The sequence below is a fragment of the Phaeobacter cretensis genome (assembly GCF_047372505.1).
Taxonomy (GTDB): domain Bacteria; phylum Pseudomonadota; class Alphaproteobacteria; order Rhodobacterales; family Rhodobacteraceae; genus Phaeobacter; species Phaeobacter cretensis.
In genome coordinates, this window is record NZ_JBKBEU010000001.1 from 267943 (window position 1) to 287446 (window position 19504).

Annotated in this window: 20 protein-coding genes and 2 pseudogenes; 14 read left to right on the forward strand and 8 right to left on the reverse strand. The window is 55.1% G+C overall.

From position 1 onward, the window contains the following. Window positions 1–63 precede the first annotated feature (63 nt). Window positions 64–303: a GNAT family N-acetyltransferase gene (locus tag ACEWZM_RS01280; RefSeq protein WP_414004720.1), complete on the forward strand. Its 240-nt coding sequence runs from the start codon at window positions 64–66 to the stop codon at window positions 301–303. Window positions 304–619: 316 nt separating this feature from the next. Here ACEWZM_RS01280 and ACEWZM_RS01285 read toward each other — a convergent pair whose 3' ends face one another. Continuing rightward, on the reverse strand, window positions 620–1633 hold the full coding sequence (locus tag ACEWZM_RS01285; RefSeq protein ID WP_414004721.1) for a LacI family DNA-binding transcriptional regulator: 1014 nt from the start codon (window positions 1631–1633) through the stop codon (window positions 620–622). A gap of 135 nt (window positions 1634–1768) precedes the next feature. On the opposite strand from ACEWZM_RS01285, the gene ACEWZM_RS01290 reads away from it, so the two are divergent. The 10 genes from ACEWZM_RS01290 to ACEWZM_RS01335 all read left to right on the forward strand — a co-directional run bounded on the left by ACEWZM_RS01290 (window position 1769) and on the right by ACEWZM_RS01335 (window position 12056). Next, a complete protein-coding gene (locus tag ACEWZM_RS01290; protein ID WP_414004722.1) occupies window positions 1769–2848 on the forward strand; it encodes a sugar ABC transporter substrate-binding protein in 1080 nt (359 codons plus the stop codon). A 106-nt stretch (window positions 2849–2954) separates the two neighbouring features. Then, a complete protein-coding gene (locus tag ACEWZM_RS01295; protein ID WP_414004723.1) occupies window positions 2955–4472 on the forward strand; it encodes a sugar ABC transporter ATP-binding protein in 1518 nt (505 codons plus the stop codon). Then, a complete protein-coding gene (locus tag ACEWZM_RS01300; protein ID WP_414004724.1) occupies window positions 4465–5430 on the forward strand; it encodes an ABC transporter permease in 966 nt (321 codons plus the stop codon). Before ACEWZM_RS01295 ends, ACEWZM_RS01300 begins: the two co-directional genes overlap by 8 nt. Before the next feature lie 38 nt (window positions 5431–5468). Then, the gene (locus ACEWZM_RS01305) at window positions 5469–6380 is read left to right on the forward strand and encodes an ABC transporter permease (RefSeq protein ID WP_414004725.1); all 912 of its coding nucleotides are present in this window, start codon (window positions 5469–5471) and stop codon (window positions 6378–6380) included. Window position 6381: 1 nt separating this feature from the next. Continuing rightward, window positions 6382–7332 (forward strand): SMP-30/gluconolactonase/LRE family protein, encoded by a 951-nt coding sequence (locus ACEWZM_RS01310; protein WP_414004726.1) that lies wholly within the window; start codon window positions 6382–6384, stop codon window positions 7330–7332. Between the two features lie 11 nt (window positions 7333–7343). Beyond that, window positions 7344–8240, forward strand: a complete 897-nt coding sequence (gene ltnD, locus ACEWZM_RS01315; RefSeq protein WP_414004727.1) for an L-threonate dehydrogenase — start codon at window positions 7344–7346, stop codon at window positions 8238–8240. After that, on the forward strand, window positions 8240–9490 hold the full coding sequence (otnK, locus tag ACEWZM_RS01320; RefSeq protein WP_414004728.1) for a 3-oxo-tetronate kinase: 1251 nt from the start codon (window positions 8240–8242) through the stop codon (window positions 9488–9490). Before ltnD ends, otnK begins: the two co-directional genes overlap by 1 nt. Further along, window positions 9487–10134 (forward strand): 3-oxo-tetronate 4-phosphate decarboxylase, encoded by a 648-nt coding sequence (otnC, locus tag ACEWZM_RS01325; protein WP_414004729.1) that lies wholly within the window; start codon window positions 9487–9489, stop codon window positions 10132–10134. The genes otnK and otnC overlap by 4 nt, the downstream gene beginning before the upstream one ends. Continuing rightward, window positions 10131–10898 (forward strand): hydroxypyruvate isomerase family protein, encoded by a 768-nt coding sequence (locus ACEWZM_RS01330; protein WP_414004730.1) that lies wholly within the window; start codon window positions 10131–10133, stop codon window positions 10896–10898. Before otnC ends, ACEWZM_RS01330 begins: the two co-directional genes overlap by 4 nt. Before the next feature lie 906 nt (window positions 10899–11804). Further along, window positions 11805–12056 carry a transposase gene (locus ACEWZM_RS01335; RefSeq protein ID WP_414007922.1) on the forward strand — a complete coding sequence of 84 codons (252 nt, stop codon included), beginning with the start codon at window positions 11805–11807 and terminating at the stop codon, window positions 12054–12056. 250 nt (window positions 12057–12306) lie between these two features. Here the strand turns inward: ACEWZM_RS01335 and ACEWZM_RS01340 are convergent, their stop codons facing one another. Then, window positions 12307–12714, reverse strand: a complete 408-nt coding sequence (locus ACEWZM_RS01340) for a DUF2000 family protein (protein ID WP_414004731.1) — start codon at window positions 12712–12714, stop codon at window positions 12307–12309. A 16-nt stretch (window positions 12715–12730) separates the two neighbouring features. Next, window positions 12731–13321 carry a LysE family translocator gene (locus ACEWZM_RS01345; protein ID WP_414004732.1) on the reverse strand — a complete coding sequence of 197 codons (591 nt, stop codon included), beginning with the start codon at window positions 13319–13321 and terminating at the stop codon, window positions 12731–12733. A 137-nt stretch (window positions 13322–13458) separates the two neighbouring features. Here ACEWZM_RS01345 and ACEWZM_RS01350 point away from each other — a divergent pair, with 137 nt between their 5' ends. The 3 genes and pseudogenes from ACEWZM_RS01350 to ACEWZM_RS01360 form a co-directional block, all read left to right on the forward strand. Further along, complete coding sequence (locus tag ACEWZM_RS01350; protein ID WP_414004733.1) at window positions 13459–13953, forward strand: Lrp/AsnC family transcriptional regulator; 495 nt, start codon at window positions 13459–13461, stop codon at window positions 13951–13953. Between the two features lie 169 nt (window positions 13954–14122). After that, a pseudogene (locus ACEWZM_RS01355) lies at window positions 14123–14335 on the forward strand (transposase); the annotation flags it as partial. Window positions 14336–14558: 223 nt separating this feature from the next. Beyond that, window positions 14559–14684, forward strand: a pseudogene (locus tag ACEWZM_RS01360) (IS3 family transposase); the annotation flags it as partial. 377 nt (window positions 14685–15061) lie between these two features. On the opposite strand, the gene ACEWZM_RS01365 reads toward ACEWZM_RS01360, so the two are convergent. The 5 genes from ACEWZM_RS01365 to ACEWZM_RS01385 all read right to left on the reverse strand — a co-directional run bounded on the left by ACEWZM_RS01365 (window position 15062) and on the right by ACEWZM_RS01385 (window position 19473). After that, window positions 15062–15670 (reverse strand): 2-dehydro-3-deoxy-6-phosphogalactonate aldolase, encoded by a 609-nt coding sequence (locus ACEWZM_RS01365; RefSeq protein ID WP_414004734.1) that lies wholly within the window; start codon window positions 15668–15670, stop codon window positions 15062–15064. Continuing rightward, the gene (locus ACEWZM_RS01370) at window positions 15663–16568 is read right to left on the reverse strand and encodes a 2-dehydro-3-deoxygalactonokinase (protein ID WP_414004735.1); all 906 of its coding nucleotides are present in this window, start codon (window positions 16566–16568) and stop codon (window positions 15663–15665) included. Before ACEWZM_RS01370 ends, ACEWZM_RS01365 begins: the two co-directional genes overlap by 8 nt. A gap of 3 nt (window positions 16569–16571) precedes the next feature. Beyond that, complete coding sequence (locus ACEWZM_RS01375) at window positions 16572–17885, reverse strand: TRAP transporter large permease (protein ID WP_414004736.1); 1314 nt, start codon at window positions 17883–17885, stop codon at window positions 16572–16574. Beyond that, on the reverse strand, window positions 17882–18412 hold the full coding sequence (locus ACEWZM_RS01380) for a TRAP transporter small permease (protein WP_414004737.1): 531 nt from the start codon (window positions 18410–18412) through the stop codon (window positions 17882–17884). The genes ACEWZM_RS01375 and ACEWZM_RS01380 overlap by 4 nt, the downstream gene beginning before the upstream one ends. Before the next feature lie 68 nt (window positions 18413–18480). Continuing rightward, window positions 18481–19473: a TRAP transporter substrate-binding protein gene (locus tag ACEWZM_RS01385; protein ID WP_414004738.1), complete on the reverse strand. Its 993-nt coding sequence runs from the start codon at window positions 19471–19473 to the stop codon at window positions 18481–18483. Window positions 19474–19504 lie beyond the last annotated feature (31 nt).

Genomic DNA, 19504 nt, shown 5'->3' on the forward strand with positions numbered 1-19504 from the left:
CCCTTTACGTTTGACAACGAAAGAAAACGCTGGCCAAAGCACAGCTAAAACTAGGTCAGCCCGATGAACTCGGGCAATTATAAGATCGGCTTTATGCTGATGCCGCACGCTTGGCGTAACGGCATCGCAACGCGGGCCTGCAAGTTTATGACAGCATTGGCGTTCGATGAACTTGGTGCTCACAAACTCACCACTGAAAGCTATGCCAGCAATCAGGGCGCAATGCGCGTGCTTGATAGGAACGGCTATGCTCACGCAGGGCTGCAAAAAGGGCTTCTTCAAAGACGTATCCGGCGTGCGTGACAAAGTTGCCTACGGAATGACCTACAAAGATTAGTCAGAACTGAAAGTCGCTACGACATAGCTGCGATATGAAATCAAACCCTTGGTATCCACAGTTACGAGTGCCTCAATCCAGCTAGAAATGCCATCCGGCATCAAGCTAAGTCTCGGTGCTTGGATTTTTGATCTATTCGAAGTGCCGCCATTACAAATCAAGTAGCGAAATGCGGATTCTCGGCGCGCGCGCACAGTTCGCCTTCTGCTGCAGCCAAGCTCTATCAGACAAAGCCAAACGACTGGAAAAGCGGTCGTAGAGAATGCTAGAGGAAAGCCTAAGCTAGCATGTCTGTCCTTCGGACAACTTAAAGCCAAGATCGATCGCACGCGCACAGCTTTCGGAATTCTCTTCGCTTGGTCGCGAAATAAACTTTCCGGCCTGCCTGCCCATCTCGTAACGTGGCGTTTCGATGGTCGTCAAACGCACCGGAAGGGCATCTAGGTAAGGCAAACCATTAAAGCCCGCCAAAGCAATATCATCGGGCATCCGAATGTCCTCTGAAAGGCAGTGCATGATGCCGCCGGTTGCCAGGTCATCATTTGAATAATAGATCGCGTCCGGTCGATCCGGTCGTGACAGGATATCAGACGTCATCCGGCGCCCTTCCATCATGGACGAAGGTTTGTCGCTGATGTCCTCGGACAAGAGCGTAGCACCAGCCTCGCGCAACGTCCTGCGGAATCCTTCAAGGCGCTTGCCGGCCCGCAGATCGCACCCGCTGTGGCTTCCGGCATAAACGAAACGCCGGTGTCCTTTATCCAGCATATGTTTGGCCGTCGCTTCGCCTGCTGCTGTTTGCGATAGGCCTATCGCGACCGAAATCGGCGCTCCGTCAATATCCATGATCTCGGCAACTCGGACATCAGCCGCAGCAATCGCTTTGCGCGTACCGTCAGAATGCTCCAAGCCGGCCAGGATTATCCCCGAAGGCCGCCAGGACAGTAGATCACGCACCAATGCGTCCTCTTTGGCCTGCAAATATTCAGTAACCCCGAAAACCGGGCGGCACCCTTCGTGGGTAAGCGCATCAGTAATCCCGCTTAGGACGTCATTAAACACGGAGTTACCCAAGGTCGGTAAAACGACCGCTATTAGTGGCGTTTTTTCAGAGCGCAGACCACGCGCCAGGCGGTTCTGGACATAGCCGATTTCTTCAGCTGCCGATTTAACGCGGTCGTGGACTTCCTTGGAAATATACCCCTTCCCGTTCATGACCCTTGAAACGGTCATCTGGCTGACGCCAGCCTTGTCCGCGACGTCGCCCATGGTAGGACGCGTAACTTTATTATTCATCGAAAGCCTGCCTCGCAATAATTGTCTCTAACGACAGAAGAGAGTCTCTTGACAGATGTTTACGTAAACATGTACCCAAGGTCTAATATGTTTACGTAAACATATGGGGGAAATAATGATCTGGGAGGATTTCAAATGAAAAAGTTGCTTTTGGGGACGGCATTTGCTGCGATGATGTCTACGGCTGCGATGGCAGAAACTTACCGCGCAGAGTGTTTTGCACCGGCACCGGGGACAAGTTTCGTTCAGGGTGTTGCCAAAGATGGCCCCTACAAAATGGCATTTGTGAATGGCTTTGCGGGCAACGATTGGCGCATTGCGGCAATCCAAGCCTCCAAGGCTTGGGCTGCGCGCCCCGAAAACGCTGTAAACATCGAAGAATTCACCGTTGTCTCGGTGGGCAATGACAGCGCTGCACAGATCGCCGCAATCGATAACTTTATCGCCGCTGGTTATGACGCGATCACCTTTATTGCGGTGAACCCAAGCGCATTTGAGCCTGTTATCCGCCGTGCGGAGCGCGCAGGAACAGTGCTGATCCCATTCGATAATGTGCTTGATACCGACAGGGTCGTGCAAATCAACGAAAGCCAACTTGAGCTAGGACGCCTCAAGGCGCAGACCGTCATGGATGAACTTGGTGGCACCGCCAGCAAAATTCTCATGGTCAACGGACTTCCCGGCAACGCCACAGATCGTGACCGTCGCCTTGGTATGATGAGTGTGCTCGCAAACGTTGAAGGCCTTGAGATCATCGAAGTTGTCGGCAACTGGGACACGGGCACCAGCCAGAAAGTTGTTGCCGATGCATTGGCAACACACGGTCAGTTCGACGCCGTCGTGTCGCAACACGGGTCCGCAGGAACGATCAATGCGATGCAAGCGGCAGGTCATCCGATTGTACCTATGGGCGTCGATGGTGAAAATGGCGTGCGCATCCTGATGGATGAACTCGACATCCCAGGCATCTCAGCGGCACAGGCGCCTGCCATGTCGTCGATTGCACTAGAAGCAGCAGTTGCGTTGTTGCAAGGGAACGAACTGCCACAGACCGTCTTTTTGCCAATCCCACAAGTTATGGCGGACGACCTTCAGCCAAGCGTGAACTATTTCCCTGATCTGCCAAAATCGTTCAACACCGGAACAGGTTTTCCCGACTGTTTTGCACCTTTCACTCCGGAAGAGCTGTTGGGTCAAAGCGCCGACGACACCTAATGCAGCCCTCAATCACCCTATAGCTCACATAAGTACACACTCACCCGGCGGCATTTCATAATGCCGCCGGGAATTGCGGCCCTCATTAGTCAGGTGGAGATTCTCTATGCCACGGTCAGACGCTGCCATCGTGCGCCTCTCAGGTGTTTCCAAAATATATGGGGCGACGAAAGCGCTGTCAGACGTGGATTTTGCGTGTTTCGGCGGAGAAATACACGCGATTCTCGGCGAAAATGGTGCTGGTAAATCGACGCTGATGAAGCTTGTATCGGGCGTAATTCAACCAACGATCGGTGAAATTCAAATCGACGGAAGCGCTGCGCAGCTTGTTTCGCCTGCTGATGCAATGTCACGCGGGCTTATTTGTATGTTTCAGGAGCTATCGCTCGTGCCAGACTTAAGTGTGCGCGAAAACCTGATGCTTGGCGTGCCCGGAACTGGGCTCGGGCGGCTAGATTCAACAGTAGTAGCGCGCGCGCAAGACATATTGTCAAAGATCGACGGCGGTGCGATCCGCATGAAGGCGCGCATTGCTGACTTGACATTAGCCGAGAGGCAGCAAGTCGAAATCGCCAAGGCTTTGTCACGCAATCCGAGGCTGCTGATCTTGGACGAAGCGACATCTGCACTGAACGCCTCCGTGGTTGAAAAAGTATTCCATCTGATCAGAGCAGAGCGCGACCGCGGCGTTGGCGTCTTGTTCATTTCCCACAGATTTCACGAGATCGAAGCCCTAGCCGACCGGATTTCGATTTTTCGCAATGGCGTGCACGTCGAAACTTTTGACTACGGTGCCTATGACTATGGTGCCATTATCAGCAAGATGGTTGGCCAGCGGATCGACGATTTATTCCCACTAAAACCTGATGCCAACGCGAATGCTGAAGAGGTCATAAAGATCAACAATTTTGGGTGGGGAGACCGTATGCGTTACGTCTCCATCACGCTGCGCAAAGGTCAAATCACAGGTCTGGGCGGGCTGGACGGTCAAGGCCAGGGCGATGTGTTGCACGGTCTGTTTGGCCTGCTTAAAGGAACGAGCGGCAACTGCCTGATGGGTGGTGAGCCAATCTCGATCACCCATCCTAAGATAGCCAAATCGCCACAACTAAGCATTGCGCTGGTTCCTGAGGATCGCAAGACTGAAGGCTTGATCATGGATCAAAGCATCGCGCGCAATCTGGAACTTGCGGCCCTTGGTGTTGATGGTATCGATGCGGGCGACCTCAACATTTATCAGCCGTTTCTTGAAGCGCTGGAACTGAAATGTAACAGCCTGGACCAAACGGTTTCTGAATTGTCAGGCGGCAACCAGCAAAAAGTGGCCCTGACGAAATGGCTCGCACTGGGACCGCGCTGCATGTTGCTGGCCGATCCGACACGCGGCATCGACGTCAAAACCAAGACGCAAATTTACGCCCTGCTGCGCAAGCTGGCTGACAGCGGTGTCGCGATCCTGTTGCTATCGACCGACTACGAAGAGCTGATCCACCTATGCGATGAGACGCATATTTTCTACGATGGCCGTATCGTTCAGCACCTGTCCGGTGACGACATCACCGCCGAAAACATCATTGCCGCATCGTTGAATATACATGGTGTGGAGGACACACATCATGCGTGATCTTTTGCGTGCCAACCCACGCGAGGCCTTCGCTATTCTGGTTTTGGCCGTGCTGGTGACAATCTACCTTGCGACCCATCCGGCGGGTCCAACGACCTATGTGACGACGATCTGGGCCAACCAATCTCTGATCCTTGCTTTGGCGGCAATAGCGCAGTTCTTTGCCGTGATCGTGCGCGGTATTGATCTGTCGGTCGGGGCTGTCATGGCGCTGACCAACTGTGTGGCGTCATATGTTGTGGTCGGGTCCAGCCTAGATATGGCTTTCGGTATTATAGCCGTCCTTTTTGTAGGTGCCGGATGTGGGCTGCTTAACGGGCTTCTTGTGGTTTATGGACGCATTCAGCCAATCGTCGTCACTCTGGCAACTGCATCACTCTTCGTTGGCGTGGCCTTGCTCTTGCGCCCTACACCGGGGGGGCAAATCGACTATGATCTCGCCGATGCAATGACGCTTGATCTGTTCGGTATTCCAACCGCCATGATTATTACCGCCGCAATCATCGCACTGATCTGGGTGCCACTGCGACGTACTGGTTTAGGGCTTGGGCTATACGCTGTTGGATCATCGGAACAAGCTGCATTCCAATCTGGTATGCCGGTGACCAAAATACGTCTCGCGTCATTTACGTTGGGTGGCCTATTTGCAGGGTTGGCAGGGCTTTACTTCAGCTTCGTAACGACGACGGGCGATGCAGGGATCGGGCCCAATTTCACACTCAATTCAATCGCAGCAGTCGTGCTGGGTGGTGTTGCGCTGCGCGGAGGCGTTGGCACGTTAACCGGAGCGATTGCGGGTGCATTCATACTCAAAACGATCGGAGCTTTGATGTTCTTCTCCGGGCTCCCGCCGCTTGCGCAACCCTTTGTAGAAGGGTTGATCCTTGCCACGGCAATTGCAATTGGCAGCGCTGATGTGCTGCGCGTCAAAAATCGGCTGGAGGTATTCGGACGATGAGTACGTTTGCACAACGCTTGCCAAGAATGGACAGTTTGATGCCCTATGTTGGGACGCTCCTGCTGATCCTCGGCGGAAGCATCGTTTACCCGCAAATCCTGGGGTTTGAGTATCTCACCCAGCAACTTCAAATCTCGGCATTCCTGGGGCTTTTGGCACTTGGGGCCACGCTGGTCATACTGCTTGGTCACATCGACCTGTCAGTGCCGTGGATACTTGGTGGGGCAGCGATCGTTTCGACATCTCTGGCAGGCACCGGCGATCCGGTTCTGACGGCAGTCGCGGTTCCTGTGGCACTGCTTTTTGGCGCACTCGTCGGCATTATCAACGGCGCAGGCGTTGCGATCTTGCGGATACCGTCAATGGTCTGGACACTGGCAGTCAATTCGATGCTGTTGGGAGTTGCGGTCCTGAATACTGGCGGCTTCAACCCCAAGGGCGAAGCCAGCGAAACCATGATCTGGCTTGCGACAGGCAAGGTTGTGGGTATTCCGGCTGCGTTTATTGTATGGATGGCGACGGCTGGGAGTATGGCGCTGCTCTTGAAGCGCTCTGGGTTTGGTCGGTATCTGTCCTCTATCGGATACAACGAAAAGGCGACGTTCCTGTCGGGCGTCTCCACGCCTTCGGTTATTTTTGCGGCCTTCGCGATTGCCGGAATATGTTCGGCCTTTGGCGGTGTATTGCTCGCGGGCTATGCAAATCAGGCCTATCAATCCATGGGTGATCCGTTTTTGCTGCCCACTATCGCAGCAGTGGTGATCGGTGGCACGTCTATCTTGGGCGGGCGTGGCAGCCTCGTCGGTACGATTGGCGGAGTGCTGTTCATCACGCTTTTGACGTCCATTCTGTCTGTCATGCAAATCTCTGACGCTTGGCGCAATATCATCTTCGGCGTGATTATACTGGCAATGCTGCTACTTCAGACTCTGCGAAAAAAGGTTGGTTGAAATGGATGTTTTCTTTGAAAGCTTCGACGCGTCTTTCGCCGATATGGTCGATATCAACCGTCCACCTGAACGGATAGCGCGCGGATGCACTTGGACTGAGGGCCCCGTCTGGTTAAACGACACGCTTTATTTCAACGACATCCCGGCCAAGCGCATGATGAAATGGCGCGCGGGTCAACAGGCACAGGTTGCGCTACCCAATAGTGAATTTGCAAATGGCAACACGTTGGATATTGGGGGTCACATGGTCTCGTGCGAACATGGTGGACGACGTGTGATCCGCAGGCGCGATCCAGAAGATGTAAAATCAGTTGAGCTCATCGCAGACAGCTATCAGGGCAAGAAGCTCAATTCGCCAAACGATGTTGTCGTCAAATCCGATGGCACTGTGTGGTTCACGGATCCGCCATATGGCATCAATTCCGACATTGAGGGATACCCTGCCGAAAGCGAGATTGGCAGTTGCTATGTTTTTTGTGTGACGCCTGACGGGGCCATCACGGCTGTCGCTACCGATTTCGACAAACCGAATGGATTGGCGTTTTCGCCAGATGAAAGCCAGCTTTACATCGCCGATTCCGGAGCAATCCGGGGGGCCAGCTTTCCGGAGATCGACTATACCTTACCGCACCATATCCGCGTCTTTGACGTGAACGGTACGTCGTTATCCGGCGGGCGTGTATTCGTAGAAATCATGCCCGGGGTTCCCGATGGCTTTCGGGTCGATCATGAAGGGCTGATCTGGACCAGTGCGCTGGACGGTATTCATTGTCTTGATACTGCTGGGCAATGTTTGGGCAAGATCAAACTCCCGGCGCAAACTTCCAATATCTGCTTTGGCGGAGCATCTGGTACGGACATGTTTATCACATCGTCTGACTCGGTCTGGTGGGTGCGTTCAAGCCGCACTGATGCAGCACAGGCCCGCACATCGTTTACGCAAACCCAATAGGAGCAAGCCAAATGAAGAAAAGTATCGCTGTGATTGGCTTGGGTTCAATGGGTTACGGCATGGCGCAATCCTTGCTTCGAGCAGGTCACACAACGTTTGGCTATGATATCAATGCAAAGACCGCGCAGCGTTTCCAAAGCGAGGGCGGGACCGCAGGTACTTTGGCTAAAGTCGCGGGCACATTGGACGCCGTGGTCGTGGTTGTCATGAATGCGGCACAGACTGAAAGCGTTTTGTTTGGCCCGGACGGCGTGGTGGGCATGTTGTCCCCCGGCGCTATCGTCATGGCATGCGCTACCGTTGCACCAGATTTTGCGCGGCAGATGTCTGAAAAATGCGATGCAAAAGGTGTTCATTATCTTGACGCGCCGATCTCGGGTGGGTCCGCCAAGGCAAGCCAGGGTGCCTTGAGCATCATGGCCTCTGGCACCAAAGATGCCTTTGCCGCCGCGCACCCTGTCTTGGACGCGACAGCCGCAACTGTGTTTGAACTTGGCGATAGCGCCGGTGCGGGGTCGGCGATGAAGGCAGTCAATCAACTTCTGGCAGGTATCCACATTGCGGCAATGGCCGAAGCAATGACATTCGGAATAACCCAAGGGATCACACCTGCGCAATTTCTTGAGGTGATCAGCAAATGTGCCGGTACATCATGGATGCTGGAGAACCGTGCACCGCATATTGTGGCCGGTGATTACACGCCGCACTCCACTGTCGACATATGGCCCAAAGATCTCGGAATTGTCCTTGATGTCGCCAAAGACGCCAAATTCGGGGCTCCCTTGACCGCTGCCGCATTGCAACAATTCCTCGCGACGTCAGGCTCGGGTCTGGGGTCCGAAGACGATGCGGCCGTTGCCAAGGTTTATGCACGCAATGCCGGCCTTACACTGCCAGGAGATATCTGATGTTGTTGGGTTGTATCGGGGATGATTTCACCGGATCGTCTGATCTGGCCAACACCTTGTCAAAACAAGGCATGCGGTGTGTGCAATATACAGGCGTGCCATCCGAACCGGCCCAGCCAGACGTTGAAGCAGGTATCATCGCCCTCAAATCAAGGTCGATCAATCCGCAAGAGGCCGTGCGCCAATCCTTGGACGCGCTGGCATGGCTGCGAGAGCAAGGGTGCGAGCAATTCTTTTTCAAATATTGTTCAACCTTTGATTCCACGCCCCAGGGCAACATCGGCCCCGTCGCCGACGCGATTGCCGACGCTTTAGATGCGCATAAAGTGATCGTCTGCCCTGCCTTTCCCGGCACCGGGCGTTCAATCTATCAGGGGCACCTCTTTGTGCATGACACGCTGTTGAACGAAAGTGGCTTGGAGAACCATCCTCTAACTCCGATGACAGACCCCGACATCCGCCGCTGGCTGGCACCACAAACGCGGCACGGCGTTGGCCATGTTGATGCAAGGACCGTTCTGGCGGGCACCGAAGCGATCAGGGACGCTTTGACCAAAGAGCATGATGCTGGCAGGCGCCTGATCGTCGTCGATGCTTTGCAGGACGAAGACCTACTACAGATTGGGGCCGCCGCCGATGGGCTTCCCTTGATTACCGGCGGGTCCGGTGTGGCACTGGGGCTGCCGCGCAATTTTGCCAAACGTGGCCAGATTGCCAATACTGGCGCAGGCTGGCGCGGCGAACGCGGTAAATGTGTCGTTCTGTCCGGATCTTGTTCAAACGCGACGCGGGCTCAGGTCGCCCTGCACCGCAAAACAAACCCGTCTTACGAAATCGTTGCCGACGATGTGATCAATGGCGCATTGCACCCACAATCGGTGGCTGATTGGCTGATGGACGCCAACGGTATCCCGCTGGCGTACAGTTCTGCTGACCCAGCAGTTGTGGCGGATATCCAGAGCCAGTTCGGACGCGAGAAGAGCGCAGAAGCCTTGGAGAACTTTTTTGCAGAGGTATCGCGCCGGCTGGTCGCTGGGGGCATCCGAAAGATATTGACTGCGGGGGGCGAAACATCCGGCGCAATCGTCGAAGCATTGCATCTGACCGCCCTTGAAATTGGCCCGGAAATTGATCCGGGCGTTCCTGCATTGCGGGCGAGTGACAGGCTGGTCATCGCGCTCAAATCCGGCAACTTCGGTGCGCCGGACTATTTTGCGAAAGCCGCAGAAATACTTGGAGCAAAAGCATGACAGAGACGGCGCTGCGTGAGTTGATCTGCATCCTAGCGAAGTCAATGTTTGATCGAGGCCTTACCGGCGGATCCACCGGTAATATCTCTGCCCGCACAGAAGACGGCGGATTGCTTGTGTCGCCCACGGGCACAAGCTTTGGCCGTCTTGATCCTGCCCGGCTTTCAAGATTTGACAGCGCGGGTATCTTGATCGACGGCGATCCACCGACCAAGGAAATGCCACTGCACGCGGCCTTTTATGACACGCGCAGCACGGCGGGCGCTGTGGTGCATCTGCATTCATGTCATGCCGTGGCCCTGTCTTTGATGCCCGATGTGGATGCGGAGAGCTTTCTGCCCCCGCTCACTCCTTACGCCATTATGAAACTTGGCAAAGTTCCGCTGCTGCCCTTCTTTCGCCCCGGTGATCCGGCCATAGGGGATGCTGTGCGTGGCCTTGCAGGCAAGCGCAGTGCCGTGATGCTGGCCAACCATGGGCCAGTAGTGGCTGGCAAGGACGTGGAAGCGGCTTGTAATGCCATCGAAGAGCTGGAGGACACCGCGCGCCTTGCGATGATGACGCAGGGTTTGCGCGCTCGCCAACTGACGCCTGCGCAGATCACTGATCTGGTGACGCATTTCAATGTGGAGTGGGAGGAATGACCAAATTCTCGGCCAATCTTGGGTTTCTTTGGGCTGACTTGCCGCTGACTGACGCGATCCATGCTGCCAAAGCCGCCGGATTTGACGCGGTTGAATGCCACTGGCCTTATGAGACGCTTGCGGAAGATGTAAAAGCCGCGCTGGATGCCAGTGGACTGGTTATGCTGGGCTTAAACACCCGACGTGGTAATGTGGACAACGGCGAAAACGGCCTCTCCGCGCTGCCAGATCGCATCACAGATGCGCGCGCCGCAATCGACGAGGCACTGCATTATGCCGTTGCCATCAATGCACACGCGATCCACGTCATGGCCGGTTTTGCGCAAGGCGCGGCAGCCCACGCTACCTTTGTCGCCAATTTGCGCTTTGCCTGCGACGCAGCAGCGCCGCATGGGATTAAAATCCTGATTGAACCACTCAATCGCTACGACGCTGCGGGCTATTTCCTTCAGACAACGGATCAGGCAAAGGACATCATCGCCGAGGTCGCAAAGCCCAATATCGCGCTCATGTTCGACTGCTACCATGTGCAACTGATGGAAGGCGATCTGACCCATCGGCTTACTGCGTTGCTGCCGATTATTGGACATATTCAATTTGCATCCGTTCCTGACCGCGGTGCACCGGATTGGGGTGAGACCAACTATTCCTATTTATTCGAAATCATTGCCAGGCTGGGCTATCGCGCACCGCTGGGTGCGGAGTATAAACCTAAAGGACCGACAGAGCAGACTCTGGCGTGGCTGCGAAATCATCCGCAATAATGCTTGCTTTGGCATTCCAATTTCTTGTGATCGGCTAGAAAGGCAGTTGCGAACAAAATAGATGGTAGTTGTATCGTCAATTAGCGGCAGTTCCGAGGCAGCCAAAATCTCTGCGCTATGCTCGATCCTCCTACAAAGCCAGCATTTTGCGTGCTGTGGCGGATTGCGGGTCGCCGCGACAAGAGATCCCACTTTTCGCAACACGGCACGCGCTGCTCCATTTGAATCACATCTCACAAAGTGTGAAAGAGACGACTGTATAACGTTGGATAGGTCCTCACGAATGACTGCTACAGAGAAATCTGCTGGCCAAGCGAGTCAACGATATTGCACAAGCGAAGGCTTTCTGAACCAGCACTAGCCGCACCGGCAAAAGGCAGTTTCGTCCCGCACAGCCGCCGAGAAACCACGAGAGGCCTGTACCTGCAGCATAGGGACTATCGCGGTCGGCGCGAACTTCCCCATTGGGCTACCGCTGTTTCGAGGTCGACCTCCCGGTATGATCACAGGATAGCTGTGAACAAGGGAGAAAGATGACGGAGTACTTTGTTTGACGTGATGTGTCACTTCGGTCGTGCGCGCTTTGCGGTGTTGATACGAAGGCAAGGTCGTTCTCGAGCGCGAGCTGGCTTGCCAGGTCGATGACATTGCTGCGTGCCTCTCTGATTTTGAGGTCCCGATAGAACACATCGGTTTGTAAGCTGGTACGATGAGCCCGCATCTCTACTTTGGGCTGCAGGTTTTGATGTGGTTTGCATGGAGGCGCGGCAGGTGAACGCAGCCCTGTCAGCGATGAGAAACAAGACCGATAAGAATGATGCCAGGGTGGCGCTGTATCAGCAATATTTGGAGCAGATCCGGCGCATAAAGCAGGCTGCCAGTCAGGATGAGGTTTGCCTGAGGCTGATGACGGTTCCCGGAGTTGGCTCCATTTCAGCACTGACGTTGACGGCAGCCGTCGATGATCCCACACGGTTCAAAAGATCCCGTACGGTGGGCGCCCATTTTGGGCTTAGTCCCCGGCGATACCAGTCAGGAGAGCACGACGATCAAAGGCAGAGGACAGTGACGTCCGTGTTGCACTTTATGCGGCGGGCAATGCGCTGCTCATGCGAAGTATGGCGAAATCGCAAATTAAGTCTTGGGGAATGCGTTTGATGCGTACCAAAGGCCTACGCCGTGCTGCCGTTGCTGGCGGATCAGAACATCACCAGACACTGTGTCGAATGTTTCGACCTTAAGTGTATTTTAGCTGTGCTGCCCGTGCCCCTCTTCAATGGTTTCAAAAGTGATGCCCACGCAAAAGGTCTGTTTCCGGCAGGGTTGGTCGGGTGAACCTTATCTGGCCAAGTTTTGCACCGATCAGCGGGGCATCGCCAAAGGGGCGCGCCTACGCTCACTGCCGTGTTCAACCATGCATCTTTGCTCCCTTGGTGATCTTGTCGACGATCTTCTTGTCTGCGCGAAGGGCGATCCCCACCGTGTTGGGCTCGTCGGGACCATGTTCGCCAAAGACGGCGCGGTTCGCGTCATCATGTCCAGTGGCAAACATCTCTTCGATATAGGCAACGGTTTCGACGCTGCGAGTCCGAGCGCGGTTGCGGATGTTGGTCAGCACATTGGCTGCGCCCGTCAGCACAATGACCGGCTGCACTGACATCGGCAGATGGGCATTACCATCGCGGTCTTCATAAGGAATGCCGATCAGATCAGGGTTGGCGCCGGTCAGGCCACTCATCAGAAAGGCGGTCACATTGAGCTTCTGCCAGGTGGCGAGGTCATCGCGGACGATTATAGCGATTTTCGTGTCGAACATGTCGAGGGGTTCCTTCTTAAATCAGTGTGATCATTGACGCGGCGAGGCCAAGGCCAAGCGTCATGTTGAACAGTTGGGCGTTGGTCGGGTGTTGCAGAAGCTTCCGCATCGCCACGCCACTTGCCAGCCTGAGAAAGCAACCGATAGCGGCGGCGAGAATGAAGATCAGGCTTAGTATTGCGGACTGTTCGATCGCCGAACCTTCGACTGCCATAGAGGTCCCAACAATGGATACAGATACGATCCAGGCCTTAGGGTTGACCCATTGGAGCAACATTGCAGACACAAAGCCGAATTTCAGCGTGCCGCCTCGTTGTTCAATTTCATCGAAAACCGCGGCTGTAGCGATAGACCAAGCCAGCCAGAGGACGGCGCCCATGCCTGCAACATGCAGCACTGTCAGCATGGCTTGGCTTTCAAGGATTGTGACGCCAAGGTTAAATCCTACAATGAATAGAATTAGCACCGTTCCCAAAGCGGTTCCAATCAACGCGGGCATCCCACGCAGGACACCAACTCCGGCGCCGACAGTCGTCAGCAGGACATTGGATGGGCCCGGCGTCACCGAAGCGATGAGCGCAAAGACGAAAAATGCTGAGACTTCCATGGCCACCTCTTGATCCGGATAAACGACGTCATTTTGATCTGTTGCCCGAACTATTTTCGCAACTTATGCTTTCGCATGTGAATAACATTCGAGAAAGCCGGAATCCATCGAAGTGATTTCGCCATAGAGGTGTGTAAATGGACATTGACCGAACAGATCGGCGCATTCTGTCGCTTTTGTCGAAAGATGCTCGAATGACAAATAAAGAGCTCTCGCATGAGGTCGGTTTGGCGGCATCAAGCGTGCACGAGCGTCTCAAGCGGCTTCAACAAAGTGGTTTGATCGCGGGAACCTTTACCGACATTCGACTGGAACGGCTGGGTCTGTCTTTGAAAGCGCTCTTGTTCATCCAGATGTCGGAACACAAAAAGACCGACTTGGATCGAATTCTCAGGGAGATCCTGAAAATCCCCGAAGTGCGCGCAGGGTGGATGATCAGCGGCCGTTTTGACGCGGTGGTGGAAGTGTTAACCAAGGATACGTCGCATTTGCACCGGTTGGTTGTAGAACGGTTTTCCTCTCGCGCAGATATCAGCCGTATCGAAACCTCAATCGTTTTTGAAAGCGTATCCCAGCACAATCTCGTCGATACCCTCGATTTGATCGACGCGTCACCGAGCGCCGCAGGCTGAAAGAGCGAATGTCTACTTATTCAGTTCTTTGTTGGCGTCAATGCGTTCGCACGAAAGTCAGCTCTTCGCCCTCCCTACTTGAGCGGCGTGTTCAGCTCTTGGCAAATGGACCTGTCGCGGTTTGGTGCCGCTCCTTTGATAGCATTTACTGTAGCAAAGAAGACTGACCTTGGGACTGAAACGGACGGGCGAATTCCACCAAGATGCAGTGCGGATCGCGCTGACCAGTGGGCTGACGCGCAAGCATGTGGCTGAGGATCTGGGTGTTGGAATGTCGACGCTGAGCAAGTGGATCACGGCGCATCGGGAAACAGATGTGGTGTCGAAAGAGGATTTAAGCCTCGCCCACGAGAATGGCGGGATTCGGCGTGAGACACCATTGCCTGACAGCACATGCTTGCATGTGTGAGAGGGCACATTCTCAAGGAGGAAAGGGAAATATTAAAAAGGCCACGGTGTTCTTTGCGCGCTTTCCGCAATTGTCCCGCCGGTCGCAAGACAGCGGTCTGACCTGGTGACACTGGCGTACATTATAGAACAATCGCGCCTGAGCCTGGGCGGCTTCAAGCTGTCCGCTCTCATGCATGTAAACATGCACCGCCGGGCAGTGGATGTCTGGGAAAGGTAATTGTTATGACAATGCTGCCGTCGAGACCTTCTTCAAATACATCAATGGCTTCTACAATCCGCGTCGAAGGCTTTCAGCACTGGCTTGGAAAGCCCTGTCGCCTTCGAACGGAAACGGGCCAAACAAGCACTTGGAGCGGCACAAAAGCGCGACAGCTCCACTATCGTCGAGGCTAAGCGCTAGTTGCCGTTGCTCTAATGTGCTTCGAAGGCCCAAACACCACACTGCCTGCAGGTATTCGCTTGGGCCAACCGCAGGACCAATCGAGTCCGCTTTCCGCTGCCTCCGGCCATCTGACGATGCTCAGTCAGCCGTCCAGACGCGCGATCATGACGCCGCCGCTGCAAAGGCTGCTTTGAGCCCATTTTAACCGATGCTGCAGTCGGCATGAATGAGAGCTCTCGTGCAAATGATCCTACACAGTGCTGGTATAGCGTCACAGGTTTTCCAAGCGAGCGTATCTTCAAATGGGATGGCTACTTATTGAAAAGCCGCGAGATCGTAGGACGCAACGATATCATTCGCGCGGCTCGCAACATCTGAGGGACTGAATCCCGCCCGATATAGGGCGGAGCCAATGCCGAATCCGGTGATCCCTGCTGATAACCAATCTCTGAAGTTTTCTGGTCCTGCGCCGCCGACCGCATAGGTTCGAACGTTGGCGGGCAAGACAGCAGACATGGCTTTGAACCCACTGATGCCTAAAACTGACGATGGGAAAAACTTCAGGCCGTCCGCGCCATTGCTAAGTGCTGTAAAACAATCCGTTGGTGTCATCACCCCAGGATATGCGGCGAGGTTGGCGTCTTTTGTCGCTCGGATGACCTTCGGCGAAGTATCCGGCGATACAATGATTTGGCCACCAACATCGGCGACCCGGCGCACATCAACCTGATCTAAAACAGTACCAGCTCCTATTTGCGCATCCGCTCCGAACCGTCTGGCCAGTTTGGAGATGCTCTCAAAGGGATCAGGAGAATTCAGCGGCACTTCGATAGTAGAAATGCCGCATTCAATCAGAACTTCACCGATGCTCTCAACTTCGTTTGGTTGTACGCCCCGCAGAATTGCGATGATTTCTCTATGCATTGGCATGCAGCCCTTGCTGATGTACAGCCGCGATCCCGGCCAAGGTCATAGCGGTCACATCAACGATTGACGCAGCGCCACCAGCGAGGCCGAGCGCTTTGAAATAAGGATCACAAAGTGCGGCGGCTCCGATAAGAGTTACATGCTGGCCCTGCCAGTAATGCGGCACAGACATAAGCTCTTGTCCGATCAAAAGCCCTGACAGTGTGGCCCGCGCCTGAGCGCTGGATTGCTGTGCGACGAGCATTTCAGCCCGGATCGCAAACAGGCGGCGCGGCACGCTCAACGGATCATTGATCGCCAATCGCACTGCCGTTTCAAAGGCGTTTTCATCCCAACCACCGTCGGCCATGGAATGAGACAGCACAGAAGTCGCGGAAAAGAACGCAAATTGCTCACCTGTCATACAGGTTTCAAATGCGTTGATGGCACGATTGTTGATGCGGACCCATTTTGTATGTGTGCCCGGCAGGCAAGCAATGCCGTCGAAGTCAGGCTGCTCGCGCAAGAGCCCTGCAATCTGCGTTTCTTCACCGCGCATCACATTGGCCGGGGAGGATTGTTTAACCCCCGGCAAAATGCGGACATCGCGGGATGCGCCAGCGACTTTTACAGCACCTGCGCCAAGATCATCAAGTTGTGTGGGAGCCGACAGATAAGGCGCTTCGCACCACCCTTGCGCCGCGCCGGCCATACCGCTGATGATAACAGGAATATCCCGCGCCACATTCAGCTTTCGCAAGCTGTCTTCCAACGCGTGGTCATATTCATTGGGTTTCAGACGAGACATGCCATAAGGGCCAGAGGTCGTGGCAAGGATGTTGGCGTCTTCGTCCATCACCCAAAGCCGGAAGCTGGTTGTGCCCCAATCGACTGCGACAAAATGCGGATCAGCCATGTCTCAGCGTCCCATCAATTCAGGGGCCAGCCACGTGGGCAAGCCCAACGTGATGGCGGGGAACAGGATGATGAAGACCATCAACAAACAGAAGGAACCGAAGAACACCAACGTCCATCCCAAGCCCTTGGACAGCGGGATTTCCGCAATCGTGCAAGCCAGTAGCAGGCTGATGCCATAGGGCGGTGTAATCTTGCCGATCGCCAGCGCCATGATGACGAGGATCCCCAGTTGCAGAGGGTCGGCACCAATGGTGGCAGCAACCGATGCGAGGACAGGCACAAAGATCAACATCGCCGGTGCCGGGTCCATGAACGTCCCGAGCAACAGAAACAGCACGGTGGCGAACAGCAGGAACATCGTCGGGCTACTGGCATAGGTTTCAAACAACCCGCCTGCTACATCAAGGATTCCATAAAAGGACATCAACCAGCCAAACAGAGTGGCCGTTCCAACGCAGATCATCACAACAGCGGTGAGCATGGCGGTTTCAATCGCCACATCCATCAGCATCTTGAACGTCATCTTGCGATAAACCACGACGCCCACGGCGACGACATAGACCGACGCCACAGCCGCAGATTCCGTCGCTGTCATAACGCCGGTCAGAATGCCGCCGATAATCACACCGATGACCGACACGGGGATCAGGCCTTTGGCGAGGATTTCGAACTTTTCGCTGCGCGATTTCTTTTCGGTGCTCCGCAGGTCGATCCCGAATTTATGGGCGTAATACCACGCGATTATCAACTGGGTCAGGCCCACCAGAATGCCCGGAATGTAGCCCGCCATGAAAAGCGCGCCAATCGACACATTGGCCGAGGCACCATAGATCACCATCAGGATTGACGGAGGAATGATCGACCCGATCGACGACGACGCGGCGGTCAGCGATGCGGCGAAGCCAGGGGAATAGCCCTTTTCCTTCATCGCGGGCACCAGAATGGCCCCAATCCCTGCCACATCCGCCGTCGAAGACCCGGACACGCCGCCCATCAGCATGGAGGAGACCACGTTGATATGCGCCAGCCCACCCTTGATCCGCCCGACCAGCAGATCGGACAGTCGGACAATGTCGCGGGTGACGCCGATCTTGTTCATCATCAGGGCGGCGAACATGAAACCGGGGATCGCCAGCAGCAGGAAATTGTCGATGCCGGTATAGAGCTTTTGCGGCAGCACCACGATGCTGAGACTCGGGTCGGCCGCAATTGTGAGCACGGAAGAGAACAGCAAAGAAATCGCCAGCGGGACACCGATCGTGAACAGGATCACGAAACTGATCAAAAGAATGGACAGCGCGAGTTCGGACGTCATGTCAGGTCCTCCGCAGAGATCTCGGCCTTGTTGGCGTCAAGAATGGTATCAATGTCATCGGGTGTGTCGTCAGAGCAGGCAAACAACTGTTCCAGCGCCATCAGCGCGATCAGGCCGCCGCCGATCAAAAGCGAGGCGTAGATGTAGATCATGCGAATGCCGGTCGCGGGGCTCTTCTTGAGCAGGCCCAATTGCACGAAATCAATTGAGGACCGCGCGATGATCAACCCGCCCGCCATCACCATCAGCAACATCAAAGCGCAGTGAATGCGTTTGGCCAGACCCGACAGGCTCGTTTGCAGCAGGTCGACCTCAAAATGGGTGCCTTTGCGCACGGCGATGGCAGAGGCGAACATGACCATCCACAGAAAGCAGAACGGCACGATGTATTGAATTTCAGGGATCGACGTAAAGAACACATAGCGCGTCAGAACTTCGGTAAACAGGCAGACCAACAGCACAAGGCACATCAGTGCCGCGCTCTTTTCCAGCGCCCATTCTACCTTATCGACGATCTTGTGTAACATCGCGCCCTCCTCAAAGCGGTGTCGGGATGCGGCCCCCACCAGAAAGCAGGGACCGCACGGGAGGTAACCTATTCAGCAGCGGCAGCGATTGCAGCGGCCAGATCTTCAAGGCCGTTTTCGGCGGCAAAGTTGGTCACAACGGCGGCAGAGGCTTCGATCAGCGGGGCTTTGTCGGGCTCGGTGAAGACCACATCGTAGTCTGCCCCAAGGGCGGCCATGTTCTTCATGTCCAATTCCCCTTCAAGGGCCACATCGAAATCGGCGGCCTCGACTGCGGCTTCGCGGATCGCGGCCTGATGGTCGTCCGACAGACCAGCAAGAGCCGCAGCATTCCCCACCAGCGGGAGGACAGTGATTGAGTGCTGGGTCAGCGACACATTCTTGGCAACCTCGGCCCAGCGTGCGGTTGTAAAAGTCGTGAATTCGTTTTCTGCCCCGTCAACAACGCCAGTCTGCAGCGCGGTGTAGACTTCGGGGAAGGCCACCACAGACCCAAGCGCACCCAGACCGGACCACCAGTCCAACATTACGCTCCATTCCCATGTGCGCATTTTCAGACCTTCGAGGTCTTCAACGCCGTTGATCGTGGCATTGGTCGTGATCATGTTGCGCTGCGCGCCACCGAAGTAGCCCAGAACCTCGACACCGGTGGCGTCCTGATAATCCGCGCCCATCTGCGTGCCTACATCGCCGCGTGTGACGGCCTTCATGTGGTCGATGCTTTGGAAGACATAAGGAAGCTCAAGAATACCCATCGCAGAGGAATATTCGGCCATCACACCTGGGGTGGAGACGGTGAAGTGGATGATACCCGTCTGCACCGCATCCAAAAGCTCGGGGTTGGACCCAAGCGCGCCGTTGTCAGATACAGACACAGCGACGTCGCCGCCTGTCTTCTCTTCGACCAAACGCGCAAATTCTCGTGCCGAGATAGAGTGCGGATGATCTGTTGGTGTCACGACACCCATGCGCAGGGTGACCTCTTGCGCGAATGCAGCGCTTGACAGCGCCACTGTGCTTGCGGTGATCATGGCAATTTTGCCAAAGGACATCAGCTTCATAGTTTCCTCCTGTGGGACTGGTTGGGTGCGA